The sequence below is a fragment of the Chitinophaga qingshengii genome, assembly GCF_014529935.1.
GTDB lineage: Bacteria > Bacteroidota > Bacteroidia > Chitinophagales > Chitinophagaceae > Chitinophaga > Chitinophaga qingshengii.
The window spans coordinates 711,871-735,176 of record NZ_JACVFC010000002.1 but is presented as its reverse complement, the minus strand read 5'-3'; the positions used below and the strand labels follow the sequence as shown (position 1 = coordinate 735,176).

The following is a 23,306-nucleotide window of genomic DNA, read 5'->3' as shown; positions in this document are numbered from 1 at the left end:
GAGGTATTATCTTTAGTGATATGAAGACAATCATTCCGGGCATCTGTTTGCTCATGTCGGCTACACTGAATACCTCCGCGCAATTTAAAGACCCGCGGCCGGTGAAACCGAAGCCTAACATTATCGTATTCCTGGTAGACGATATGGGCTGGGAAGATACTTCCGTGCCTTTCTGGGACCAACTCACGGACAAGAATAAACGTTTCCGTACACCCAATATGGAGCGGCTGGCCCAGGAAGGGGTGAAGTTCACCAACGCATATGCTACACCGGTTTGTACGCCGTCGCGGGTGAGTATGATCACCGGCATGAACGCAGCTCATCACGGCGTCACCAACTGGACGTCGCCGCATAAAGACGTAAACGCTGATGCGCCGGACAGTATGCTGGACAGCGCGCCCTGGAACCAAAATGGTTTCAGTCCGGTGAAAGGCGTCCCGCAAACCGTATATGCTACCCCGTTGCCTGCCTTATTAAAAACGGCCGGTTATTATACCATCCACGCCGGTAAGGCTCACTGGGGAGCTATGGGCACGCCCGGCGCCAATCCTTACAATATGGGTTTCCTGGTGAATATCGCCGGTCATGCGGCGGGGCATCCGCAGAGTTACCTGTCGGAAGAGAACTATGGTAATATGCCCGGTAAGGCTACGCCGCAGGCGGTGCCCGACCTGGAGGAATATTATGGTACCGGCACTTTCCTCACGGAAGCGCTTACACGGGAAGCGCTGAAAGCGCTGGACGAGCCAGTCAGCAGGCAACAGCCTTTTTACCTCTACCTCGCGCATTATGCGGTGCATGTGCCGTTGCAGGCAGATAAACGCTACTATCAGCATTACCTGGACATCGGGCTGGATGCGGCAGAAGCAAAGTATGCTTCGCTGATAGAAGGGATGGATGCCAGTCTGGGTGCGGTGATGGATTATCTGACTACCAAAAAAATAGCCGGTAATACCGTTATCCTATTTATGAGCGACAACGGCGGGCTAAGCCTGGCGCCGCCCCGGGGTGGTGCGCCGCATACCCAGAACCTGCCCTTACGCGCTGGGAAAGGATCGGTATACGAAGGCGGTATCCGTGAACCGATGCTGGTAAAATGGCCGGGGAAAACGAAAGCGGGTAGCGTGGTACAACAGTATGTGATGATAGAAGATTTTTTTCCTTCCATCCTGGAGATGGCGGGGATGCAGTTGTATGATGCGGTGCAGCAGATCGATGGGAGGAGTTTTGTGCCGCTGCTGGAAGACCCTGCGGCTACCGACTCCCTGCGGGCGCTGGTTTGGCATTATCCGAATAAATGGATACCCAACGGAGGCCCGGGTATTAACTACAAAAGTGCGCTCCGGCAGGGCCGCTGGAAAATCGTATATGACCAGGTGCAGCGCCGTACGGAGCTATATGACCTCGTGGCCGATATTGGTGAAAAGCGCGACCTGGGGGCCGTTTACCCCGATAAGGTACAAGCCTTGCTGACGATGCTATCACAACAGCTGCAGCAGTGGCATGCGCCTATGCCGATAGATAAAGTCAGTGGAAAACCTTTGCCGTGGCCGGAAAATAGGCGGTAACCTCGAGGAAAGTAAAGTGCATTATTAAAATCCGGCGACGTACCTTTGTAACTTGTTACTTTAACAGTGTAACAGTTGTAGGTTATATAGTGGCTGGAATAATCTTATCCGAGTCTCGATAGAAGAGGCTATCCCTTTTAACATGGATAGCCTCTTTTATTTATTATTTTGTTATTTATTTATTTTCTCCTGCGTCGTTATCTTTTTGTCCTTTGCCGTGGTGTTGTGCATTCAGGGCTTTGAGTTTCGCCTGCTGGTCCGGTGTAAGGATAGTGGCGTATTGTTGTTTGCGGTAAGCAGCAATTTCTTTTTTGCCTGCCACGTCTTTCTGGCCGGAAGCCTTCAGTGCATCTTTACGTTTGATACATTCAGTATTGACGGCTAATACCTTTTTATATTGATCATCTGTAAGATTCAGTTTTGTTTTCAGCTCATCTGCGTACTGGGCGGCGCGTTGTTCCGGGGCGGCCACTGCTTTGGGAGCTTTGGCTGGTTTCACCGGCGCTTGTTTGGCGGGTGCCGGGGCAGGTGCAGTAGGAGCAGTTTGTGCGAAAGCCGGAGATACGGCGAGCATAATGGCGATAGCAGCAATTAACTTTTTCATGTGTTTTAATGTTTTTGTATGCCTGGTAATTCAATTTTCTTGCCATTGGGCCAAAACGTGCCCGGCAGCGGCTTAAAATTTCCTTAAAACATACAAAGGGGGTAGTTGGTTTAGCTGACCTTGATTTTTTTCCGGTAGGCAGAAGGGGAGACGCCTGTTACCTGTTTAAAGAGACGGGTGAAGTAGGAGGCAGACTGATAGTTGAGTTCAAAGGCGATGCCGGCGATGTCACGATGGGGGTCTTGCAGCAGTATCTGGCTGTGCAGGATACTGATTTCATTGATCCATTGTTTAGGTGGTTTGCCGGTAGCTTCCTTCACGCATTTATTCAGATAGTTTTCGGAGATGTTGAGTTGCCGGGCATAGTATTCCACCGTTTTTTCCCGGAGATGATGCCGCTGTACTTTCTCCCGGAAACGCAGAGATATATCGAGGCTGCGGTTGGGTACCACCGGACGGGGAGTTTCATGCAGCAGTATTTTATTGAGCAGGGCACGGAACAGTGGTATACATATTTCCATGGAGCTGTTGACCAGACTGAGTTCTTCTTCCAGCAGGGCGCTGAGTTGCGCCAGCCACTTCACCGCTTTAGCCGGCAGGGTTACCAGTGGTGAGGCAAAGAAGAAGTTAAGCAGGTTATTGTTGAGGGAGAACCGGTTGATGATCTCATTTTCATAAACGATGAAAAAGCCGGTCGCATCCGGCGATATTTCCAGTGTAGCGGTGATACTGCCTTGTTTGATCAGCAGAACGGAATTGGCGCTTACTGTGATGGAGGGTACTTCCAGTTGTTGTATAATCGTGCCTTTGGTGACAAAGAGCAGGAAATTAAAGGAGGTGCGGTAGGGTGGTACCGGAATCACGATGTTGCGCAGGTAGTTCTCGATGCGGTATACCTGTAATTGTGCATCGTTAAACAGCACCTGCCTGGATACGCCCGGGAGGAAGGATTTCTTATATTCGAAATTGGTGAATAACTTAACTGATGATTTCATATCCGCTACTAAGGTAGGGGGATTTGTGAAAAAAAATGCGGGATTTGTGCTATTCATCAGTTGTTTTAACATCTACCTTGCACGCTGTAAATGAAAGCCATCGTTCGGTACATATTATTACTGTTTTTCCTGATTGGGTTTACTTTCACAGGCCATAACAAAATTCCTTTATTGTCTGCCAGGGCCGGTTATTCATCTCAAGAAGCAGGAAAAAGTTGTTCGGATACCTTGCTGTCAACAAAAGACCATCTCGATTTTTTACAGTTGTTTTCTTTTGTGAATGATGACAGTACGGATGACGAGAACGATGTATTACATGGCTCCCGGTTACAACGTTTTACCACTCTTTTTGCTACCTATTACCAGGCTTTATTCCTGACAACCGATAATAACCAGTTGACCGGTGACAACCGGCAGGAGCATCCTGACAGCTCCGTGAAGCGGGTTCCCCGTTTTATTTTATTCCACACCCTTATTATTCCTGCTCACCAGGCTTAATCATCTTTTTTTCTGGTATTGATTTTATTGGCTCCGAAGCTCCGGAGAAGTGCGTCCTGTCCGGCTTGCAGTTGCCGAAGATTTATATAGTAAAATAATTACTATGTTTTTAATTTTTCTTATTTCGGCTTAACTTCCTATTGGAATACCTGTAATTGTTTATATTAAAATTTTTCATATGCATTTAACACCGCGAGAAACGGAAAAGCTGTTGCTTCACCTGGCTGGAGAATTGGCTGCCAAACGCAAAGCACGAGGACTCAAACTCAATTATCCGGAGGCGATCGCCCTGATCAGCAGCGAACTACTGGAAGCCGCCAGGGATGGCAGATCGGTAGCTGAATTGATGCAGTACGGCGCCACCATCCTTACCCGGGAAGATGTCATGGAAGGCATCCCGGAAATGATCCACGATGTACAGATAGAGGCCACTTTCCCGGATGGCACTAAACTCGTCACCGTTCACCAACCTATCCGTTAACAGCTAAAACCATTTCAACATGATACCCGGAGAGTATTTTCTCGGCAAAGGCGATGTCCACTGCAACGAAGGCCGTAAAACGGTGACCATCAAAGTGATCAATACCGCTGACAGACCGGTGCAGATTGGTTCTCACTACCATTTCTTTGAAGTCAACCGCCAGATGAGCTTCGACAGGGCCCAGGCCTTTGGTAAAAGACTCAACATCCCCGCCGGCACGGCCGTACGCTTTGAGCCGGGAGAGGAGAAAGAAGTTACCCTGGTAGAACTGGGCGGCGCCCGCCGTGCCTTTGGTCTCAATAACCTCGTTCAGGGCGACACCGCCCTCGAATCCAGCAGGGAAAAAGCAATGGCGAAACTCGCGACTTCCAACTTCAAAAACCAGCAATCATGAGCCTGATCATCAACAGAGAACAATATGTAAATATGTACGGTCCGACCGTAGGCGACAAAGTTCGTTTAGGCGATACCGATATCATCATCGAAATAGAAAAAGACTTTAATCACTACGGTGATGAAAGCAAATTCGGCGGCGGTAAAACCGTTCGTGACGGCATGGCCCAGTCCAGCACCGCTACCCGCGACCAGGGCGTGCTCGATATGGTGATCACCAACGTGGTACTGATTGATCACTGGGGTATCGTGAAAGGTGACTTAGGTATCAAAGACGGCAAAATTGTCGGCTTCGGACAAGCCGGTAACCCGGATACCATGGACGGCGTAGAACGTAACATGGTGATCGGCGCCTCTACGGAAGTACACGGCGGCAACGGCCTTATCGCCACTGCCGGCGGTATCGACACGCATATCCACTTCATCAGCCCGCAACAGATAGAAACCGCCCTGTTCAGCGGCATCACCACCATGATCGGCGGTGGTACCGGTCCGGCTGATGGTACCAATGCCACTACTGTAACTCCCGGTAAATGGTACATTGCCAAAATGCTGCAGGCGGCAGACGACTTCCCCATGAACCTCGGCTTCTTCGGAAAAGGCAACTGCTCCACCGAAGCGCCTATCGCCGAGCAGGTGGAAGCCGGCGCCCTCGGCGTGAAAATCCACGAAGACTGGGGCGCTACCCCTGCCGTGATTGACGCCGCGCTCAATGTGGCGGATAAATACGATGTACAGGTAGCGATCCACACCGATACACTCAACGAAGCCGGTTTCCTGGAAGATACCATCAACGCTATCAACGGCCGTGTAATCCATACCTTCCACACGGAAGGCGCCGGTGGTGGTCACGCACCCGATATCATTAAAGCGGCCATGTATCCCAATGTGTTGCCCGCTTCTACCAACCCTACCCGGCCTTATACCGTTAACACCATCGATGAACACCTCGATATGCTGATGGTATGCCACCACCTGAGCAAAAGCATCCCCGAAGACGTGGCCTTCGCAGATTCCCGCATCCGTCCGGAAACCATCGCCGCAGAAGACATTCTGCACGATATGGGCGTGTTCAGCATCATGAGTTCCGACTCACAGGCCATGGGGCGTGTAGGCGAGGTCGTTACCCGCACCTGGCAGACTGCCGACAAAATGAAAAAACAACGCGGCTTCCTCGATGAAGATGCGACGGCACAAAGCGACAATTTCCGCGCTAAACGTTATGTGGCTAAATACACCATCAACCCGGCTATAGCGCATGGTATCGACGAATACGTGGGTTCTGTCGAGCCCGGAAAAATGGCGGACATCGTGCTGTGGAAACCAGCATTATTCGGCGCTAAACCGGAAATGATCATCAAAGGTGGTATGATCATCGCCAGCAAAATGGGTGATCCCAATGCATCGATTCCTACACCACAGCCCGTGATCATCCGTACCATGTTCGGCGCTCATGGCCGCGCTATGCATCAAACCTGCGCCACCTTTGTATCCAAGGCTTCCCTGGATAAAGGCATCGTAGCCGAATATGGTTTGCAGAAAATGGTGTTGCCCGTATCCGGTTGCCGCAACATCTCTAAAAAAGACCTGATTCATAACGATAAAACACCGGAAATCACCGTCAACCCGGAAAATTACGAGGTACGGGTAGATGGTGTACATATCACCTGTGAACCGGTAGACACCGTGCCACTGGCGCAACGGTACTTCCTGTTCTAAAAGTCAGATAACATGATTATTGATAAAATCATCGGTAATACCAACACCCTGTCACTGGAAGGGCGTACCATAGATCCGCTGCTGCTGGAATGGTTTGAAACCACCAAGCGCATACAGCGCAAGCATACGCAGCAGGGCATGGAGATCGCCATCCGCTTCCTGAAAGAAGGACAACGCCTGCGTATCGGCGATATCCTTTATATGGACGACAACCGGGCAGTAGTGGTAGATATTATTCCCAGCGATGCGATCGTGGTTACACCACGGTCGCTGCTGGAAATGGGCAGCGTATGCTATGAGATCGGCAACAAACACCTGCCTGTATTTATACAGGACGACCAGGTGCTGATGCCTTTTGAAGAACCCATCTTCCGCTGGCTGCAGGCCGGAGGGTATGATACCGTAAAAGCACATACGAAACTGACCAACCTGCTGAATGCAAACGTACAGCCACATTCGCATGGTAATGGCGGGAGTTCTCTCTTCTCAAAAATTATGAGCCTTGCAGCAAAAGAACGATAACACCTTCCATTTTCTCGGCAGCCTGTTGCACCTGAGTGATCCGACGTTGCCCATCGGTGGCTACACCCATTCCAACGGACTGGAAACTTATGTGCAGCTGGGACTGGTAAACAATGTGGCTTCCGCAGAGCAGTTTGTGCAGCACATGCTCAGTAACAACCTGCAGTATAACGACGCCGCTTTTGTATGCCTGGCTTACCGCGCTGCTGCTGTCTGTGATCTCAACGCCCTGCTGGCGCTCGATGAAGAAGCCTCCGCGCTGAAGATGCCAAGGGAAATACGGCAGGCCAGCCAGAAACTGGGCGTGCGGCTGATGAAAATATTCAGCCGTCAACAGACTTTTTCGCTGGCGCAGCAATATGAAGCAGCCACCGTGGCGAAGAAAGCGGAAGGGCACTACAGCATTGCCTTTGGGCTTTATGCGAGCCTAATGGGCATTCCCTTGCCGGAAGCATTGTATGCTTTTTTTTACAACGCGGCAGTCGGCATGGTGACCAACGCTGTGAAACTGGTGCCGCTGGGACAGCTGGACGGACAGGATATATTGTTTCGCATGCAAACGGTGATATCCCCGCTGGTGAAATCCACGATGGAACTGGACCGGGACCTGGTAGGCGTGTGCAACATCGGTTTCGATATCCGCTGCATGCAGCATGAACAGCTGTATTCCCGGCTTTATATGTCTTAATTAACGCAACGAAATTATATTATGAGCGAAAGAAAATATGTAAAAATAGGCGTAGCCGGACCGGTAGGTTCCGGTAAAACAGCCCTGATAGAACGGTTGTCCCGCGCCCTGATGAACACCTATGACATGGGTGTGATCACCAACGATATTTATACTAAGGAAGATGCTGAATTTCTCACCAAAAACAGTCTCCTTCCCAGAGAGCGTATTATCGGTGTAGAAACCGGTGGTTGCCCGCACACGGCTATCCGTGAAGATGCCAGCATGAACCTGGAAGCGGTGGATGAAATGGCGGCCCGTTTTCCGGAGATAGAACTGATCCTCATTGAAAGCGGTGGTGATAACCTGTCGGCTACTTTTAGTCCCGACCTGGCGGATGTGACCATCTTCGTCATCGACGTAGCGGAAGGCGATAAGATACCGCGCAAAGGCGGTCCTGGTATTACCCGTTCCGACCTGCTGGTGATCAATAAAATTGACCTGGCGCCATATGTGCATGCAGACCTCGGCGTGATGGAAAGAGATGCCCGTAAAATGCGCAACGGTAAACCTTTTGTATTTACCAACCTCATGTCATTACAGGGTTTGGACATCGTGATCGGCTGGATTAAAAAATACGCACTGCTGGAAGAAACCGAAGAACCGGCATTGGTAAGATAACGACCATGAATAAACTGAGTTTAATAAGCGGGTATAAAAACGGGCGCACCTGGCAGAAGGACAGTTACTGCACACGGCCTTTTAAACTGGCCAATGTGGGCATCTACAAGCAGGACCCGGCTTTATACCTGATGGTGATGAGCTCTTCGCCCGGGATATTGGACGGGGACCATTACGATATTGATATCCGTACGGAGTCGCACAGCCGGTTGCAGTTGCAGTCGCAATCGTATCAGCGGTTGTTTAACATGCGAAAGGGCGCACAGCAACAACAGCGCATCTACATGGAAGCGCAGAGTGTGTTCAGCTACGTACAGCATCCGCTGGTGCCGCATGAAAACGCGATTTTTAAATCACATACCGTGGCGCACCTGGAAGATGATTGCCAGTTTACTTTTGGCGAAATCATTACCTGTGGCCGCAAACATTCCGGTGAAGTGTTCCGTTTTTCCAAGCTGCACAGCATCACTGAAATATATCACCGTGGTAAGCTCATCGTAAAAGACAATCTGTTGCTACAGCCGCAGTTATTGCCCATGCAGGCTATTGGCCAGATGGAAGGATATACCCACCAGGCCACCTTACTGCATGTGCATACAGGCGCTGCCGATATGGATACCCGGGTGAGCGAACTACGGGAGATACTGGAAACAGAACAGGACATCGCCTGCGGTATATCTCTGCCGGACCCGCGCTGCCTGGTGGTGCGTATACTGGGCGACGGCGGTGAACAGCTGTTCAACTGCCTGCGCAAAATGCAGCACTATTTCTGGCAAAATGCTGCCAACGATTCCGTTGTCGGCGAAACATTTAAAACAGCTATCGCATGAATATAGGACTTACCACACTGGCGGTATCAGCTGTTACCATCAGTTGTTTACATACGGCTACCGGACCGGATCATTACCTGCCGTTTATTGTGCTGTCGCGTTCCAAAAAATGGACGATGCCTAAAACGATATTCTGGACAGTATTATGCGGTTTCGGGCATATCCTCAGCTCGGTCGTGATTGGCTTAATCGGCGTACTGCTGGGATGGCAATTGTCTAAACTGACCTGGTTCCAGGATGTGAGGGGCAATATGTCGGGCTGGTGCCTGCTGGGTTTCGGCGTAGTGTATTTGTTGTGGGGGCTGCGTCAGGCTTATCTCAATAAACCCCACAAACATTTTGACGTATATGAAGGCGGCGATATTTATGTGTATGAGCATCGTCATGGTGATATCGTATATCCGCAAAACCGGGTGAAAGTAACGCCCTGGATATTGTTCGCCATTTTCGTGATGGGTCCCAGTGAACCGCTGGTACCGCTGTTGTTTTACTCCGGCTCACACCGGTCCACGCTGGAAGTGATTGTACTGATCAGTGTTTTCACCATCACCACCGTACTCACCATGCTGGCCATGGTATTGATTGGTTGTTATGGTTATTCTTTTCTGAAGACCGATAAACTGGAACGATATGTACATGCCATCGGCGGCGCCGTGGTAACGATGTGTGGTATAGGAATGGTGTTTCTCGGATGGTAAACCCTCAAATGCATTAAATCATCTTCATTATCTAAACAAAAAATAGTGACACAACGGAAACCAATGATGCTTCCCTATCTGAGGGGAGTAGGGCAAATCATGTTGCAAAACAACGCCTGGACAGGGGCGCTTTTTCTGGCAGGGATCTTTTATGATTCCGTAATCATGGGCATTGCAGCAGTAGTAGCGGTGGTGACAGGCACGCTGACGGCTAAACTCTTTCGTTATAACGAAGCAGACATAGAAGCCGGATTGTATGGCTTCAGCGCTACGCTGGTAGGTGTAGCGCTCACCTTTTATTTTAATCCCGTTCCAGTGGTGTGGATCGCCGTTGTATTGGGTTCCGTAGCTGCTACATGGCTGCAGCATGTATTTATCAGTCGCGGGTTACCGGGATTTACTTTTCCGTTTATCCTCGTTACCTGGATACTGTTGTACCTGTTCCTGCACGTATATAGGCCGGGCGCTGCTGCTTCCGTAGCCGGTGCCATGCCTGTGAGCGATGATTTTACCACTGCCACCAACGGTTTTGGAGAAGTTATTTTTCAGGGTAGTGTGGTGGCCGGTATTATCTTTTTTGTAGCGGTGTTTATCAGTTCACCGATAGCTGCTTTATATGGCGTATGTGCTTCCCTGTTAGGTGCGTTTATTTCACTGCAGTTTGCAGAACCGGCTCCCGATATTCACATGGGATTATTTAGTTTTAATGCTGTACTTTGCGCTATCACTTTTGCCGGGAACAAGCCAAGGGATGGTATTTGGGTGCTTTTTTCCGTCGTGCTTTCCGTACTGTTGGATGTGTGGATGCTGCAACAACACATGGCTGTGTTAACCTTCCCGTTTGTAGCAGCCAGTTGGATAACCCTGGCTCTACAGCATCTTTTACAAAAAATGGGCATAAGAATCAAGGATTAACAGATGAAAAAATTATGGACAACCATGGGCTTACTGTCTGCCGCGCCAATGTTATGGGCGCAACAACCCGCAGACAGCGCCCACACCCAATTAAGACAAATTGTAGTCAGTGCGCCGCGCATCGAAAAAGCGATGATGCACGTTGACCTGAAAAAAATTCCTGTGAATACCGCGCAGGACCTGCTACGTAAAGTACCAGGATTGTTTATCTCCCAACATGCCGGTGGCGGTAAAGCGGAACAGATTTTCCTACGGGGTTTTGACTGTGATCATGGTACCGATATTAATATTTCGGCCGATGGTATCCCGGTGAATATTGTCTCCCATGCACATGGGCAAGGTTATTCCGATCTGCACTTCCTGATACCGGAAACCATTGAAGGCATTGACTTTGGTAAAGGCGCCTATTATGCCGGTAAAGGTGATTTTAACACTGCCGGCTATGTGAATTTCTCCACCTACGATCACGTGGATAACAGTTTGATGAAAGTAGAAGGCGGTTCCTTTAATACCATGCGTCTGGCGGGCGTATTCAAGCTGCTGGCAGATACCGGCGCAGCTAGACGCAACGCCTATGTGGCCACGGAGTATAACTATACCAACGGTCCGTTCGATGTGCAACAACAGTTCAGCCGCTTTAACCTGTTTGCCAAATACAATCAATGGCTGAATGACAAAGATTATATTTCATTCCAGGCATCCACTTTTACTTCCGGCTGGAACGCCTCCGGGCAGATTCCCGAAAGAGCCGTAGCAGAAGGGATTATCAGCCGCTGGGGTTCTATTGACCCAACAGAGGGTGGCAACACTTCCCGCACCAATGCCGCACTGACTTACCGGCATCAGGCCAGTGCCCGGGAATCGTGGCAGAGCTTTTTCTTCTATAGCCGTTACCAGTTCAACCTGTATTCCAACTTTACCTTCTTCCTGAAAAATCCCGTTAATGGCGATGAAATCCAGCAAAAGGATAATCGCAGCATCTATGGGTTTGAACAACAATACACGCATGACTATAATGCAGGCAATGGCCGGTTGACGTGGCAGTCCGGCGCCGGGCTGCGGCTAGATGATATGCGGGACCTGGAACTGAACCATGTATACCACCGCGATTCCTTGCTGGACAGGCTGTCTGCTGGCAGTGGCCGGGAGACTAACCTACACGCATACACGGGATTGACCTGGCATACCGGTCACTGGAGCATCCATCCGGCAGTGCGGGTAGATCATTTTATTTTCAATTATCAGGATAAACTGAAACCCGCCAACGGCGATCCTGGTGTGAATGCAACGCGGGTAAGTCCCAAGCTGAACTTTTCCTATTCTACCGGCAGTATTGCGCAGTGGTACCTGAAAACAGGCATGGGCTTCCATTCCAACGATATGCGGGTAGTGATGCAACAGAATGGCAGGGATATACTGCCTTTTTCAGCCGGTGCCGACCTGGGCGTGGTGCTGAAACCGGTACCCAACCTATTGATACAGCCGGCGCTATGGTACCTGTACCTGCAGCAGGAATTCGTATATGTTGGAGATGAAGCGGTCGTGGAGCCTTCGGGTAAAACGCGGCGTATGGGCGTAGACGTGAGTGTGCGATATCAACCCGTTAAATGGCTCTATCTCGATGCCGATGTGAACTATGCGAATGCGCGGGAGATCGGTCAGCCGAAAGGAGAAAACTACATTCCGCTGGCGCCGGTACTCACCAGTACAGGCGGTATTGGTGTAAACCTGCCGATGGGCTTTTCCGCCAATCTGCGGTATCGTTATATGAAGGACCGTCCCGCTAACGAAAACAACAGCCTGGTAGCGAAAGGATATTTCGTCAATGACCTGATGCTGGCCTATACGCACCGCCAGCTCCAGTTTACCGTACAGACGCAGAACCTGTTTAATACCAACTGGAATGAAGCACAGTTTGAAACAGAAACCCGTTTACAACATGAAGCACAATCGGTAACCGATATGTGTTTTACACCGGGGGCGCCGTTTTATTTGAAAGCGGGGGTGGCGGTGAGGTTTTAGGATGAGGTATCCTTTTAGGCGCCGAACAGTTGGGGTGTTTTCCCTGATTACCCAGGGCTGAAGCCCTGGGTAACGATGTTGTTCAGTTGTCATTTGCAAAAAAGCACCTTCTTTACACACAATTTATCCGGCATCAGCAACATTATATGACGCCGTGATTTTATGTGATAAAGCTTTTGAAATAGTGTCCTGTCCACTCTGGGTCTGGATGCATGTAAGCCCATCGACTTTAGCTCTGCAACTACTTTAGGACGGCCATATCGGCCTTTGCTTTTGTGAAAGAGATCTTCAATCTCTTTACAAAGGATTTCTTTGTCCACAGAACGTTTCGATGGTTTTCTTGTAAACCAGGCATAAAGTGATAGAATAATCGAAAATCATTAGCTTTGTTTGGATTAAATTAAATTTTCTGTCCAATTTAACCCTACCTCATTAGTGTTTTTAGTTAGCATTATAATTTAAAACAAATTATAATAAAATTTATGGAGTTTAATTTAGATCTGATAATAGAAACGAAAAGCTTGGTGCTGAAAGTTGTTCACGAAAAATATATTGATGAAATTAATTCCAATTTCACGAAAGAAGTTACTAAGTATATGCCATTCAACCCGAGTGGGAAAAGAAAAGAAGTCGAAAATTTCGTAGAAATTTCTTTAACCAACTTTAAAAGAAAAACAGATATTGTATTTGTTATTGTTGACAAAAATGATGTTTTCATTGGATGCTGCGGAATACACGATATAAATTTAAAATCGGTAGAACTTGGATTGTGGCTTAAAGAAGATAGTCAAAGCAAAGGATTTGGAGCAGAAATTATTAATGGTCTAATTAATTTTGTGGAGAAAAATATTGAGATTGATTATATTATCTATCCAGTTGATAAAGAAAATATTAGAAGTCGGAAAATCCCTGAAAAACTTGGGTTTAAAGAATATGAAACCTATACTAAACAAAAAGATGATTCTACTGATTTGAATATTATCGAATATCGAAAATATTACAGGGATTAGTAAATCTCACGCTGGACTACTACAGCAGCCTCTACATATTAGCTTTCCCCTTTACACAGTTATCTTAACACTCCCGACCTGATAAATCTATTAACCCCGGGTTGAAGGCCCGGGGTTAATTTTTTCAGATATTCCCCATTTTTTAGGCTATTTGCGAAAAATTTGTTTACTTCACGTTAAATTGACGCAAACGAAATGAGCAAATTATTTCATGAGTACAAAAATCCATCGCTGGCGGTTGACCTGGTAATTTTCGGTTATCATGACAAAACCCTTTCCGTGTTGCTGCTCAACCGGAAAGAGGAACCGTTTAAGGATTGCTGGACACTTCCCGGTGGTTTTCTCCAGATGGAGGAAACCTTCCTGGATACCTGCTCCCGCATTCTGAAAACGAAGACAGGCATGGACGATGTATTCCTGGAGCAATTGTATTCTTTCGACGAGCCTGGCAGAGACCCGCGTGGGCGTGTTATCGCCGTGGGGTATTATGCGCTCATTAACCCCGCCCGTTTTAATATCATTGCCGGTAGTATGGCTAATGATGTAAAATGGTTTGATGTCCGTAAACTGCCTAAGCTGGGATTTGATCACGAACATATTTTCCGGTTGTCGTTGCAGCGTCTCAAGTCCAAAATACTATATGACCCCGTGGGCTTTGAGTTGCTGGATGAGTTGTTCACCATCACGGAATTGCATGAATTGTACGAATGTATCCTGCAAACCACCATTGACCGGCGCAATTTCCGTCGTAAGATCCTGGACGCGGAATATGTGATCAATACCGGTACCAAAAGAGAAGGATTGCAAAATCGTCATCCTGAATTATATAAATTCAATAAAAAACTGAAAAAGAACAGTTTTCAGATTAATGTTAACGCCACATGAAACTAAAAACCGTTTCCTGGAAAAAGTTGCAGGAAACCTTACCGGCCTCCGGTAAACAACTGATTGCCCAACAAGCAGATGACACCCTGGTAGTGTACCAGGCCTACAGACCCGCTATCGCCAATTATGCCATGGCCCACCAGCGCTTTGGTGGCAATACCTACAGTTATGACCGCATGTCATGGATAAAACCCAATTTTCTTTGGATGATGTACCGTTGCGGTTGGGCGGTAAAAGAAGGGCAGGAAAGAGTACTCGCTATTCATCTCCCTAAAAAATTCTTTGAAAAAATATTGGCAGAGGCAGTTCCTTCTTCCTACAAACCTCATCTTTTCCCCGAAAAAAATACCTGGGAAGCAGCGCTGCAAACCAAAGAAGTAAGGCTACAGTGGGACCCGGACCATGACCCCTGGGGAAATAAACTGGAGAGAAGGGCTATCCAGCTGGGCCTCAAAGGCAGTATCCTGGAAGAGTTCGGGCAACGGCAAATCGTTGCCATTGAAGATATCACCGATTTTGTAAAAGAGCAGCATGCTGTACTGCTTCGTGATCCTGACGCCCTGCTGGTGCCGGAAGAAGCGGTGTACCCCCTGGAAGATGTTGCCCTGAAGCGTATCATCGACTTACCTTAAAACCGCATGCCATGGAAAAACATACTTACACCCCCGAAATTTTCACCTTAAAAAATTTTCTTTCTGCTGATGAATGCCGGGACCTGATCGCCCGGAGCGAAGCGATGGGGTATGAAGAAGCGACGGTAGACGTAGGTAATGGCCAGCAACGCATGATCAAGGGCGTGAGGAATAATGAAAGAGTGTTGTATAAAGATGCGGCATATGCTACCTTTATGTGGGAAAAGCTGCGACCTTATGCGCCGGCAGGTACGGACAACCGTACTGCCTGCGGCCTGAATGAGTTGTTCCGCTTTTACAAATACAGTCCCGGACAGCGTTTTAAAATGCACAAGGACGGTAGTTTTGTGCGGAATCCCACAGAGGCCAGCCAGTATACCTTCCTGATTTATCTGAACGAAGGATATACCGGTGGCAGCACTATTTTCCGGACGGGAGAAGAGGTGCGGCCGGAAACGGGGACGGCGCTTATTTTTTATCATCCGTTGCTGCATGAAGGTACATTGCTGACAGCAGGTATCAAGTATGTGCTACGGTCAGACATCATGTATAAATAGAAGGGAATCATGCCTGCTACATATGTTATTGGCGATATTCACGGCGCCCTGAAAGCACTGCAACAGCTGCTGGAGAGGATTCAGCCGGAAAAGAACGACCGGTTTATTTTTCTGGGAGATTATGTAGATGGCTGGTCTGAATCAGCAGAACTGATTCAGTTTTTGATGGAGTTGTCAACACAGTACACCTGTATATTTATCAAGGGCAACCACGATGCCTGGTGCGAAATGTGGCTGGCCGGCGAACAACCGGTGCCTAGCTGGCTGCAGCATGGTGGCAGGGCTACTGTGGCCAGTTACAACAAACTGTCGGAAAAGGAAAAGCTGCATCACCTGGCCTTTTTCAACCGCATGTTGAATTTTTACGAAGAAAATGACCGCTTGTTTATCCACGCCGGTTATGCTTCCATGCACGGGCCTGCCTATGAAAGGTTTGAAGCCATGTGTTACTGGGACCGTACCCTGTGGGAGCTGGCATTGGCAATGGATAAACGGCTGAAAAAGGATTCCCGCTGTTATCCCAAACGGTTACTACTATACGAAGAAATATTTATCGGTCACACCCCTACGCTGAATTATGATGAAGACATGCCGATGAACCGGGTGAACGTGTTTAATATAGACACCGGTGCTGCTTTTACCGGCAAGCTGTCGGCTATGAATATGGATACCAAGGAGGTATGGCAGAGTGATCCGGCCTACCTGTTATACCCCAACGAAAAAGGCCGGAACGCTTAGTTTCCGGCCAGACTTAAACCCTACCTATACTGTATTGTCAATACTCTGAAATAGGAAAACTATTACATTGCCCGTTACCATAATTGGTATAGCTGAATTTGCCCTGTGGTGTTTTGTTGGTGGTTACACCCGCTACCGGCAGGTAATGGGTGGCGCCATAACAACCCCATTTGAGCAGCAGTGGTTTGGTTTCCGGGACATCTACCGATAATAATCCCAGGTCCTGGATGGAGAGGTTGTAATAGGCATCCTGTACTTCCAGGATATTGTCGTCGTCATTGTCTGGTGTTAGTTCCCCGGCTTTCCATACAATATCACGATAGGCGTCGAAATTGATAAAGGAGCTGCCTTCCTTTTTCAGTACGCCATTGGTGATAACGAGGTTGCGCACTTTGTGGGCATTGCTGTAACCAAACCCATAATTGCCTTCTATCCGGACACCGTTGCTGTAGTAATTATTGAGCTGTATCATCAGAGAGCCGCGTGCTTCGTTGTAGATCAGTACCAGTTGGCCTTTTCGCACATATTTATCTGTACATGTTTTAGCGGGATCGAATGTCAGCGTGATTTGACGGTACCCTTCCGGGGTAATGCCTGTTGTTACGTCGGCACATGCCAGGCAGGTGCTGCCGTTCTTATAGCCGTCCAGGTTACCTGACACCTTCAGTCCGATAAAATCCAGTTCATTGATGGCTGCCTCTACTTTTACCAGTGCTTTTCCGTAAGCATCGAGTTTGTTGTTTTCTACCGGCTCAGGTACAGGTGTTGGCGTATCTTTTTTTCTGCAGGAAAACAGCAGGCACAGTAGCAACAGATAAAGAAAATTCCTTTGCATGTGGGGTTGATTATACGGCAAAGGTATCGTAGAGAAAAGGGGCGGGTATCAGTAGTAATCCAGGAAGAGAAAAATAAGGGAAACTACGTAGAAAGGATTTACGGATTTTTTGATTTACGGATTTTGGAATTTAAAATGCAGCGGAGATTACATTATATAACATGTTCTTCGCTGCATTTTAAATTCCAAAATCCGTAAATCAAAAAATCCGTAAATCAAAAAATTACTGTCCTCCGGAAACTTCCTGCATACCCTGCATACCACCGGCCATGTTCTTGCGTTTGAACAGGCTCATATCCACTTTACCGAAACGGTAAGCGAAGTTCAGGCGGATCATCTGCGGGTCACGGAGACGGCTATAGTATTGTGTGAAGTAAGGGCTTTCAGAATACTGGTCCATCTTACGGCTTCTGAAGATATCGCTGAATGCCAATGTCACAGAGGCGGCATTGTTTTTCAGGAAACTCTTTTTGATAGCGGCATCCACTGCATAGAAGGAGGCGATATAACCCTGCGATGCGTTCTGGGATTGCTGCATAGGAGGTCCGTCCTGTCGGCCTTTGTTATCATTGACAGGCAGGTTGGTTTTGGACTGGTACAAACCACTCAGCTGTATTTCGAAATTGAGCGGCAGCTTAAAGGTGTTGTTCAGCTTGCCAAACCACGCCCACATAGCGTCCTGCGAGGGTTGCCCGGTGTTGGCCGTATTAATTTTCGAGTTATACAGGTTCACGTTGGTAGACAACGACCACCATTTGGTAAGTGTATTCATGGACGTTATTTCCGCACCGGTGGAATAGCTGGAGTTAGCGTTGATGTAGGTATTCACCAGCAATTCACTACCGGTGGCCGGATCGGTTTCCTTGGTCAGGAAACGGGTGATCAGGTCGGTGGTGTATTTGTAGTACACAGTCGCCATGAGGGTGTTGTTGCCTTTGAAAGTTTTGAGGTAAGACATTTCCACAGACTGGGTGAACTCCGGTATCAGGCCAGGATTACCTTTCGTGATGTTCAGTTTATCGGTAGAGTCGGTAAACGGAATCAGCTGGAAGAAGTTAGGCCTGTTGATTCTGCGGGTATAGCTTAACTGCAGTTCCTGGTCATGTTTCAGCTTTTGGCTAAGGAAGATGGAAGGGAACAGGCTGATGGGGTAGCTGTTTTTGAAATGTTGTTTTACATTGATCAGTTCCCCGCTATAGTCGGAGCTTTCCGCACGCAGTCCCACTTTGTAACCGAAGTTGTTGATGTTGTGGGTAATGCTGGCGTATGCTGCATATACGTTGTCCGTGTTTTTGAAATTATTGGACGCTGCCGGAATCAGTTTATAATCGCCATCCTGGAAGAAGTAGTTGTTGAAATTACTTTCTGTAACACGGCTGGAGAAACGCAGACCTGTTTCCAGTTTTAACTTCGGTGTAAACGGTTTTACGTAGTCAGTCTGTGCCGTGAAGAAGGATATTTTTCCGTTGCCGAGTATACGTTGCTGATCAAGGCGGTTGAGACCAATACCATTACTATTCGGGACGTATTTGGTCACGTAATCTGCATTGTTGTTGCTTTTGGCGCCAAAGTAGTTTGCATCAACGGTCAGTTCTTCTCCTTCTTTAGGGAAGAGGTGTTTCATACCCAGTACCAGTCCGTTTGCATCGAATTCCATTTTGGAATGGGAGTTACGTTCGCTGTACTGGTGGAAGAGATCTTTTCCGCGGATGGTGTCTGTATTGATGGTGATGTTTTCTTCCGGTTTAAACTGACCATGTACTTTGATGCCGGAGATGGACAGCGTAGTGCGGTTGGTAGCGAACCAGTCCACCCCTACTTTACCAAAAGCGAAGCCGCCATTGGAGCGGTTGCTGTTTTCCTGCTGGATGCGGGTGGCCGGATCATCGCCGAAGTTGAAGCGGTCGGTGTTACCGTTGGTACGGCTTTTCATCTGGTTGCCCATTGCGCTGGCCGCGAAGTTGATTTTACCCTGACGCACGTTGAAGTCCACGCCGCCGTTGAGGGCGCCACGTTTGTCCACCCCGGCGCGAACGTTACCATTGTAGCCGGTTTTGCGGTTTTTCTTCAGCACGATGTTGAGGATGCCTGCATTACCGCCGGAGGCGTCGTATTTAGCGGAGGGATTGGTGATTACTTCCACATTTTCGATGGCATCGGCAGGGATCTGTTCCAGGGTGAGCGTGGTAGGACGGCCATCGATGAACAGTTGAGGGGTGCTGTTACGCAGGGTAACATTGCCATCGATGTCTACGTTCACAGAAGGCACGTTTTTCATGACGTCGAGGGCAGTACCGCCGGCGCTCACGAGATTTTTTTCTACGTTAAATACCTTTTTGTCGATATCCATCTGCATCAGGGGTTTGGAACCGGTTACGGTGACGCCTTGCAGCTGGGTGGTGCTGGACTCCATTTTGATGTTGCCGAGATCTTTCTCAATGGGAGGAAATGTCACTGCCTTGGTAAAGGTTTTGTAACCTGTGCCGGAGGCCTGCAACTTGAGGGGCCCTCTCAGTGGCAGCTCATCGAGGCTGAATTCACCATTTGTTTTGGTGAGTACGCCTTTGACCAGTACATCTTTCATCTTTTTGGTAGCAGTGTCCATACGGCCCTGCAGGATAATAACGGAGGCGTAGCCAACGGGTTTACCTTCGGCATCAATTAATTTCCCATAAACATGACCGATATTGCCGGGACCTTTACCGGCCATACCGCCTGGCATTTTTCCGCCTGGGGCCTGGGCGTGTGCTTGTGCCAGGAACAGCACGAACATGAAAAACAAGTAGATTTTTCGCATTGTATAAAAATTCAAGGATACAAAAGTATAGTTGCCGAATCGATTTTCTAGGCAAATGAGATGAGTGGTCGATATTTTGATACAAAACGCGGTTTATCAGGGTTGACTTTTTCCGGCGATGGCATAAAGGGCATCCCGGTAGGTATCGCCCACCGGTAATTCGATATCCTGGAGGAAAACGCTGTTTTTCCGGATGGCGGTGATAGCGGCCACGGAAATAATGTATGATTTGTGGATACGGAGAAAGCGGGCGGCGGGCAGCTGTTCTTCCAGGCTTTTGATGCTCATACGGGTGATAACCGGTTTGGAAGAGCTTTTCAGGTGGATTTTTACATAGTCTTTTAATCCTTCTATCCAGATGATATCGGAGAAAACGACTTTGAACAGGCTGTAGTCCACGTTGACAAAGAAAAAATCGCTTTGGTCCCGGGCGGCTTTACCGGCGCTCCGGAGCTGGTGAAGCTCGTTGGCTTTGTTGCAGGCTTTTACAAAACGTTCCAGCGACACGGGTTTTACCAGGTAATCAGTTACATCGAGGTTGAAGCCTTCCAGGGCATATTTCTCATAAGCCGTGATCAGGATCACGAGTGGTTTGCTGGCCATGGATTGCAGGAATTGCAGGCCGGTAAGGCCCGGCATCTGGATGTCCAGGAAGATCAGGTCCACAGGCTGGGTACGCAGTACTTCCATGGCCTCAAAAGCATTGTTGCATTTGGCTACCAGTTGCAGATAAGGCACCATGCTGATATTATCTTCCAGCAAATCGAGCGCCAGCGGTTCGTCGTCAATGGCTATACATCTCATTGAACAAAGGTGGATTTTGGCATTTAATGCAGGTCCAGCTGCAATGTTACGTAAAACCAGTCATCTTTGCTATTGATCTGGAGTACGTAATTATTCCCGTAAAGCAGGTTGAGCCGGCGTTTTACATTGGCTAGCCCTATCCCGCTGGTTTTGTCTTTTATTTCTTCAGAAAGGGTATTGTATTTATTTCTTACGGCAAAAAACAGCTTATCCGCCGTGGTAAACAGGTTAATGTCGATCCGGGCATTCATAATGAAACCGGTGCCATGTTTGAAGGCGTTTTCCACAAAAGGAATCAGCAACATGGGTTCTATCTCATAATGATTATTCGGCACATTCATCTCCACATTGATCTCCACATTTTTGCCGAAACGTTGCCGTTGCAGGTCGATATAACTTTGCAGATACTCCACTTCCCGCTGCAGCAGCATCTTTTCTTCGTCTGTTTCGTAGAGCATGTACCGCATCAGGGAGGATAACTTGATCAGGGAGGGTTCCAGCAGGTCAGACTTTTTCCGTGCCAGCGACACCATATTATTCAGCACGTTGAACATAAAGTGCGGGCTCACCTGGGAACGCAACAGCGACAACTCTGTTTTCAGGTTCTCATTTTCCCGGGCGCTCACTTTCCGGTCCATTAATATACGTTCCCGTACCATCTGGAAGGCCGTACTGGCCGAGATGATAAACAGGAAGGTAAATACGGTGAACAGGATGGTGGGTTTCAGGTCTACCACGGCCTTACCCAGGTAAAAACGTTCAAAAGTGTACCGCATCCCACAAAAGAAACAGAAAACCAGCAGCAGTACGATGGTATATTCGATGCTCCGCTTCTGTTGCACCAACTTGGGAATCAGGTAGAAAGCGTTGGTATAAAAAAATATGATCTGGGTAAGATAAAAGCCCAGTATAAAATAAAACCAGGAAGCTCGTTCAGCCATCTCAGCAGGAGAGGCCTTCTCGTAGGTGGGACGTAACAGGAAAGGGAGCGAGTACAACAGCGCCCACACCAGTGCATGCGTAGCGACAATAGCCCATTTGCGGTTATACCATTCGTTTGCCATGCCGCAATTTAGGAATTAATGACGACGGCGCCGGGCAACTTTGCGACCAACCTACGGAATACAGCGATCAACTTACCTTTTGGGGGAGAACCTGCTGGCGCTCGTGATAATATTGGCTTTCAGGTCACTTAAAATAGAATACAGCCCGAAATAAGTACGGTTAATATACAGACTATGCCTGGACCCCCTGGCTACCTTGGATTCCCGGACTTCCTTCATGTTATAAAGTTCATCCATGTATGCGTAGATTTCATTGAAGTAGGCTTCATTGCCGAAATCGAAATGTTCTACCGTGAAGGGGAGGGTGAGCAGGTCAATCATATGCTGGAAAAGGCCGGAGAAGAATTCCACTTCTTTGGGCGTATCGCTGGGATGGATCATTTCCAGGTTAGTATAGATCTCGTGGCGGCGTTTTTCGTTTTTCAGCACTTCCTTATCGGTAAGCAGGAAGTAGTTGTAATAAAAATCTTCGGGGATCTCTTTTACACAACCAAAGTCGAAGATGCCCACGGTACCATCCGGCCGCATGAGGAAGTTGCCCGGATGCGGATCGGCATGTACCTGTTTCAGGTGGTGTACCTGGAATTGGTAGAAGTCCCAAAGGGCCTGGCCTATTTCATTACGGGCCTCCTGGGAGGGATTGGTTTGCAGGAATTCTTTCAGGTGCTGGCCATCGAGCCAGTCCATGGTGATGATCCTGTCTGATGACAATTCGGGGTAATACTGTGGGAAAAGCAGGTTGGGGATATGGGCGCATTCGCGGGAAAGCGCCATAGAGCGATTGAGTTCCAGTTTATAGTCCGTTTCTTCCAGCAGTTTACTTTCTATCTCTTCGAAATATTTATCCATATCCACTTCGTTCATGCCCACAATGCGGATGGCAAAAGGTTTTACGATGCGGAGATCAGATTTTACGCTGTTGGCTACGCCGGGGTATTGAATTTTCACCGCCAGCGCTTTGCCATCTTTCCAGGCTTTGTGTACCTGTCCGATAGAGGCCGCATTGGAGGCGTGCATATCGAATTTATCGTAGAGTTGCGTGGGGGATTTACCCAGCGTTTTAACGAATGTGTTGACTACCAGCGGCCCGGAGAGCGGCGGCGCGCTGTATTGAGACATGGCAAATTTCTCCGTATAGGCTTTGGGCAGCATACCCTTGTCCATACTGAGCATTTGAGCCACTTTCAGGGCGCTGCCTTTGAGGCTGCTGAGTGTTTCGTAAATATCGGCGGCATTATCCTGGTGGAGCGCTTCCCTGGTGAGGGAAGGGTCCACCAGTTTGCGTGTATAATGTTTAATATAGTTGGTTCCTACTTTCAGCCCGGTGGTGACAAATTTTCCCGCCCTTTCCACTTTGGAGGTGGGAATATTGGATTGTTCTTTCATAAAGC

The 23,306-nt window shown here is 48.3% G+C and carries 25 protein-coding genes; 17 read left to right on the top strand and 8 right to left on the bottom strand.

Annotation, left to right across the window (positions count from 1 at the left end; all coding sequences use genetic code 11):
• Positions 1-20: 20 nt before the first annotated feature.
• Positions 21-1,568: a sulfatase gene (locus ICL07_RS18210; protein WP_188089453.1), complete on the top strand. Its 1,548-nt coding sequence runs from the start codon at positions 21-23 to the stop codon at positions 1,566-1,568.
• Between the two features lie 175 nt (positions 1,569-1,743).
• Here the strand turns inward: ICL07_RS18210 and ICL07_RS18205 are convergent, their stop codons facing one another.
• Complete coding sequence (locus ICL07_RS18205) at positions 1,744-2,172, bottom strand: hypothetical protein (RefSeq protein WP_188089452.1); 429 nt, start codon at positions 2,170-2,172, stop codon at positions 1,744-1,746.
• A 110-nt stretch (positions 2,173-2,282) separates the two neighbouring features.
• Positions 2,283-3,167, bottom strand: a complete 885-nt coding sequence (locus tag ICL07_RS18200; RefSeq protein WP_188089451.1) for a helix-turn-helix domain-containing protein — start codon at positions 3,165-3,167, stop codon at positions 2,283-2,285.
• A gap of 228 nt (positions 3,168-3,395) precedes the next feature.
• Between ICL07_RS18200 and ICL07_RS18195 the strand changes: the two genes are divergently transcribed.
• The 11 genes from ICL07_RS18195 (at position 3,396) to ICL07_RS18145 (ending at position 12,593) form a co-directional block, all read left to right on the top strand.
• Complete coding sequence (locus tag ICL07_RS18195) at positions 3,396-3,665, top strand: hypothetical protein (RefSeq protein ID WP_188089450.1); 270 nt, start codon at positions 3,396-3,398, stop codon at positions 3,663-3,665.
• 178 nt (positions 3,666-3,843) lie between these two features.
• Complete coding sequence (gene ureA / locus ICL07_RS18190) at positions 3,844-4,146, top strand: urease subunit gamma (protein ID WP_188089449.1); 303 nt, start codon at positions 3,844-3,846, stop codon at positions 4,144-4,146.
• Between the two features lie 19 nt (positions 4,147-4,165).
• Positions 4,166-4,540 carry an urease subunit beta gene (locus ICL07_RS18185; protein WP_188089448.1) on the top strand — a complete coding sequence of 125 codons (375 nt, stop codon included), beginning with the start codon at positions 4,166-4,168 and terminating at the stop codon, positions 4,538-4,540.
• Complete coding sequence (ureC, locus tag ICL07_RS18180; protein WP_188089447.1) at positions 4,537-6,258, top strand: urease subunit alpha; 1,722 nt, start codon at positions 4,537-4,539, stop codon at positions 6,256-6,258. The genes ICL07_RS18185 and ureC overlap by 4 nt, the downstream gene beginning before the upstream one ends.
• Positions 6,259-6,270: 12 nt before the next feature.
• Positions 6,271-6,780, top strand: a complete 510-nt coding sequence (gene ureE / locus ICL07_RS18175; protein WP_188089446.1) for an urease accessory protein UreE — start codon at positions 6,271-6,273, stop codon at positions 6,778-6,780.
• A complete protein-coding gene (locus tag ICL07_RS18170; RefSeq protein ID WP_188089445.1) occupies positions 6,761-7,468 on the top strand; it encodes an urease accessory protein UreF in 708 nt (235 codons plus the stop codon). Before ureE ends, ICL07_RS18170 begins: the two co-directional genes overlap by 20 nt.
• A 21-nt stretch (positions 7,469-7,489) precedes the next feature.
• Positions 7,490-8,128 carry an urease accessory protein UreG gene (gene ureG, locus ICL07_RS18165; RefSeq protein WP_188089444.1) on the top strand — a complete coding sequence of 213 codons (639 nt, stop codon included), beginning with the start codon at positions 7,490-7,492 and terminating at the stop codon, positions 8,126-8,128.
• A 5-nt stretch (positions 8,129-8,133) separates the two neighbouring features.
• Positions 8,134-8,958, top strand: coding sequence for an urease accessory protein UreD (locus ICL07_RS18160; protein WP_188089443.1), 825 nt, complete (start codon positions 8,134-8,136; stop codon positions 8,956-8,958).
• Complete coding sequence (locus ICL07_RS18155) at positions 8,955-9,656, top strand: hypothetical protein (RefSeq protein WP_188089442.1); 702 nt, start codon at positions 8,955-8,957, stop codon at positions 9,654-9,656. Before ICL07_RS18160 ends, ICL07_RS18155 begins: the two co-directional genes overlap by 4 nt.
• A gap of 63 nt (positions 9,657-9,719) precedes the next feature.
• Positions 9,720-10,571 carry an urea transporter gene (locus ICL07_RS18150; RefSeq protein WP_188089441.1) on the top strand — a complete coding sequence of 284 codons (852 nt, stop codon included), beginning with the start codon at positions 9,720-9,722 and terminating at the stop codon, positions 10,569-10,571.
• Positions 10,572-10,574: 3 nt separating this feature from the next.
• Positions 10,575-12,593 carry a TonB-dependent receptor gene (locus ICL07_RS18145; protein WP_188089440.1) on the top strand — a complete coding sequence of 673 codons (2,019 nt, stop codon included), beginning with the start codon at positions 10,575-10,577 and terminating at the stop codon, positions 12,591-12,593.
• Between the two features lie 89 nt (positions 12,594-12,682).
• Here the strand turns inward: ICL07_RS18145 and ICL07_RS32815 are convergent, their stop codons facing one another.
• Positions 12,683-12,913, bottom strand: coding sequence for an IS3 family transposase (locus ICL07_RS32815; RefSeq protein ID WP_188089439.1), 231 nt, complete (start codon positions 12,911-12,913; stop codon positions 12,683-12,685).
• Between the two features lie 162 nt (positions 12,914-13,075).
• Between ICL07_RS32815 and ICL07_RS18135 the strand changes: the two genes are divergently transcribed.
• The 5 genes from ICL07_RS18135 (at position 13,076) to ICL07_RS18115 (ending at position 16,415) form a co-directional block, all read left to right on the top strand.
• A complete protein-coding gene (locus ICL07_RS18135; RefSeq protein ID WP_188089438.1) occupies positions 13,076-13,603 on the top strand; it encodes a GNAT family N-acetyltransferase in 528 nt (175 codons plus the stop codon).
• A gap of 195 nt (positions 13,604-13,798) precedes the next feature.
• Positions 13,799-14,488: an NUDIX hydrolase gene (locus ICL07_RS18130; RefSeq protein WP_188089437.1), complete on the top strand. Its 690-nt coding sequence runs from the start codon at positions 13,799-13,801 to the stop codon at positions 14,486-14,488.
• Entirely contained in the window at positions 14,485-15,120 is a 636-nt protein-coding gene (locus ICL07_RS18125; protein WP_188089436.1) for a DUF4291 domain-containing protein, read from the top strand. The genes ICL07_RS18130 and ICL07_RS18125 overlap by 4 nt, the downstream gene beginning before the upstream one ends.
• An 11-nt stretch (positions 15,121-15,131) precedes the next feature.
• Positions 15,132-15,677: a 2OG-Fe(II) oxygenase gene (locus ICL07_RS18120; RefSeq protein ID WP_188089435.1), complete on the top strand. Its 546-nt coding sequence runs from the start codon at positions 15,132-15,134 to the stop codon at positions 15,675-15,677.
• A gap of 9 nt (positions 15,678-15,686) precedes the next feature.
• Positions 15,687-16,415, top strand: coding sequence for a metallophosphoesterase (locus ICL07_RS18115; protein ID WP_188089434.1), 729 nt, complete (start codon positions 15,687-15,689; stop codon positions 16,413-16,415).
• Between the two features lie 37 nt (positions 16,416-16,452).
• Here ICL07_RS18115 and ICL07_RS18110 read toward each other — a convergent pair whose 3' ends face one another.
• From ICL07_RS18110 to ICL07_RS18090, 5 genes are all read right to left on the bottom strand, one after another.
• Entirely contained in the window at positions 16,453-17,250 is a 798-nt protein-coding gene (locus ICL07_RS18110) for a hypothetical protein (RefSeq protein WP_188089433.1), read from the bottom strand.
• 223 nt (positions 17,251-17,473) lie between these two features.
• On the bottom strand, positions 17,474-20,047 hold the full coding sequence (locus ICL07_RS18105) for a TonB-dependent receptor (RefSeq protein WP_188089432.1): 2,574 nt from the start codon (positions 20,045-20,047) through the stop codon (positions 17,474-17,476).
• A 96-nt stretch (positions 20,048-20,143) separates the two neighbouring features.
• The gene (locus ICL07_RS18100; protein WP_188089431.1) at positions 20,144-20,851 is read right to left on the bottom strand and encodes a LytR/AlgR family response regulator transcription factor; all 708 of its coding nucleotides are present in this window, start codon (positions 20,849-20,851) and stop codon (positions 20,144-20,146) included.
• A gap of 23 nt (positions 20,852-20,874) precedes the next feature.
• The gene (locus ICL07_RS18095; protein WP_188089430.1) at positions 20,875-21,915 is read right to left on the bottom strand and encodes a sensor histidine kinase; all 1,041 of its coding nucleotides are present in this window, start codon (positions 21,913-21,915) and stop codon (positions 20,875-20,877) included.
• A 72-nt stretch (positions 21,916-21,987) separates the two neighbouring features.
• Positions 21,988-23,301 (bottom strand): ABC1 kinase family protein, encoded by a 1,314-nt coding sequence (locus ICL07_RS18090; protein ID WP_188089429.1) that lies wholly within the window; start codon positions 23,299-23,301, stop codon positions 21,988-21,990.
• Positions 23,302-23,306: the final 5 nt, after the last annotated feature.